4 protein-coding genes are annotated in these 2,393 nt (G+C 63.6%); 3 read left to right on the top strand and 1 reads right to left on the bottom strand.

Annotated features, from left to right (window positions below):
- The 3 genes from VGO04_RS05290 to VGO04_RS05280 all read left to right on the top strand — a co-directional run.
- Positions 1-781, top strand: a 781-nt coding sequence (locus tag VGO04_RS05290; RefSeq protein ID WP_327494916.1) for an ABC transporter permease, incomplete at its 5' end; no start/stop codon positions are given.
- A gap of 23 nt (positions 782-804) precedes the next feature.
- Positions 805-1,623, top strand: a complete 819-nt coding sequence (locus VGO04_RS05285; RefSeq protein ID WP_327494915.1) for an ABC transporter ATP-binding protein — start codon at positions 805-807, stop codon at positions 1,621-1,623.
- A gap of 100 nt (positions 1,624-1,723) precedes the next feature.
- Positions 1,724-2,155 carry a heme-binding protein gene (locus VGO04_RS05280; RefSeq protein WP_327494914.1) on the top strand — a complete coding sequence of 144 codons (432 nt, stop codon included), beginning with the start codon at positions 1,724-1,726 and terminating at the stop codon, positions 2,153-2,155.
- Positions 2,156-2,247: 92 nt separating this feature from the next.
- Here the strand turns inward: VGO04_RS05280 and VGO04_RS05275 are convergent.
- Positions 2,248-2,393, bottom strand: a 146-nt coding sequence (locus VGO04_RS05275) for an aldehyde dehydrogenase family protein (RefSeq protein WP_327494917.1), incomplete at its 5' end; no start/stop codon positions are given.

Here is a 2,393-nt window from a genome sequence, read left to right as displayed (position 1 = left end):
GTCGTCGGAGGCCTCCATGCCAGGCTCTAATTCGCGACTTGTTGCCTACAGCCAAGTCGTCCTCTTTTTCGGTGCGTTTCTGCTCTTCTGGGAATACGGCGTCCGATATTTCGAAGTCAAAAGCTACATCCTGCCGCCCCTATCCGCGATCGTCGTCGCCGTGTGGGAAGCGCGAACCGAAGTGTTCGAGCACTCGATGTACACCCTTGCCGAAGTGCTGATCGGTTTTGGCGCCGCAGTCGTCATCGGCGTCATGCTCGGCATGGTCGTCTATGTCTCGCCCTTTGCCCAGCGCACCATCTATCCGCTGGTCACCGCCTTGCAGACAACGCCGAAGAGCGCGTTGGCGCCGCTGATGATCGTCTGGTTCGGCTACGGCTTCATCTCCAAGGTGGCGATGGCGTTCCTGTTCGCCTTCTTCCCGATCGTCGTCGCGACGCTCGGCGGTTTTGCCGGCACCGCCAAGAACCTCGAGGAACATTTCCGGGCGCTCAACGCCGGTCCGTGGCGCACCTTTACGACGCTCCGGCTGCCGAGCGCGCTGCCGAGCTTCATCGACGGTTGTCGCGTCGCCATGCCGCTGGCGATGATCGGCGCGATCATCGGCGAGCTGGTCGGCTCCGAACGCGGGCTTGGCAACCTGATCATGATGGCGACGGCATCGTCGCGCACGGATCTCGTCTTCGGTTGCATCATCGTGATCACGCTGATTTCGCTCGCCCTTTACGCCCTGATCGAATTCGCGGCCAAGGCCGTCTGGTGGCGGGGTATCCAGGTATGAATATGTCGGTTCGGGAGGAAAAGATGGCGTCTGTAGCCACGGCCGGAGTGCCCCAGCATGAAGAGGGCGCGCGCCCCGCGGCGGAGGCAGTCGCCAATCACATCGAGGCGAAGGGGCTGAACAAGACCTTCGGTCAGTTCAAGGCGCTCGAGGACATCGATTTCGGCATCAGGCCGCAGGAGTTCGTCTCGGTCCTCGGGCCCAGCGGCTGCGGCAAGAGCACGCTTCTGCGCATCGTCGCCGGCCTCATTCCCTATGAGACGGGCTCTGCCACCATCAAGGGCGAGAAGATCCGCTCGCCGCGGCCGGATGTCGGCGTCGTGTTCCAGACCAACAACATGCTGCCCTGGCTGACCGTCCGCGGCAATGTCGAGCTCGGCGCCCGCATCCGAAACATGCCGGCCGACGCACGCAAAGTGGCGGTCGACAAGGTGCTCGACGTCCTGTCGTTGACGAAGTTCGCAGATGCGCATCCCCACCAGCTATCGGGGGGCATGCGCCAGCGCGCCTCGATCGGCCAGGCCCTGGTGCTCGATCCTCCGATCCTGCTGATGGACGAGCCCTTCGGCGCGCTCGACGCGCTGACACGCGACAAGCTCAACGTCGAGCTGCTGCGGATCTGGCAGGAGCACAGAAAGACCGTGATGCTGATCACCCACAGCATCGCCGAGGCGGTCTTCCTGTCGGATCGCGTTCTCGTCATGGCGGATCGCCCCGGTAAGATCATCGAGGAGGTGACGATCGACCTGCCGCGCCCGCGCGACGCGGCAACGACCCGCGCACTGCCGAAGTTCGGCGAATATGTCGCCTATCTCGGCAAGGTCATGGGTGTCGCCAACTGACGAGAACTCCGCGCTCCGGCGCTTTGGAGATAACCAGCGCCCAATTCTTTGGCCCGCGCACGAGGCGCGGGCCCTCTATTCTCATGTGATTGGAATCGTCATGCATCGCCTTACACTTGAACTTGCAAACGCGATCATCGCCGGCGCGCTCGGCCGGGCTAAGGAAGCGGGCCTGAAGCCGCTGTCCGTCGCCGTGCTCGACGCCGGTGGCCACCTCATCGCCTTCCAGAAGCAGGATGGCTCTTCGATGCTTCGCTTCGAGATCGCTTCCGGCAAGGCCTATGGGGCGCTCGCCGTTGGCATGGGATCGCGCTGGCTCAACGCCACCGCGATCGAGCGACCACATTTCATCGAGGGACTTTCGGCCGTGTCCGGCGGTCGGATCGTGCCGGTTCCGGGCGGCGTCCTGGTGCGTTCGAAGGAGGGCGATCTGCTCGGTGCCGTCGGCATCACCGGCGACACATCCGACAATGACGAGATGTGTGCGGTCGCGGCGATCACGGCGCTCGGTCTTGCCGCAGACGCCGGCTAATTGAGACACGTTCTCTGCCGACGCCCGTCGGCTTTGAAAGGCGGCGTGCGCGAACGATGTCCGCGCACGACCGTTGCGAGCGTTTTTCCGGCTCAGGCGCTCTTGCGCGTCACGAAGCGTGTTTCCAGATAGGCTTCGATGGCTTCCGAACCGCCTTCCGTGCCGTAGCCGGAATCCTTGATGCCGCCGAAGGGCACTTCCGGCAACGCCAGGCCGAGGTGGTTGATCGAGATCATGC

Source organism: Ensifer sp., from assembly GCF_035999185.1.
Taxonomy (GTDB): Bacteria; Pseudomonadota; Alphaproteobacteria; order Rhizobiales; family Rhizobiaceae; genus Ensifer.
This window is presented reverse-complemented; position numbering and strand designations above follow the sequence as displayed.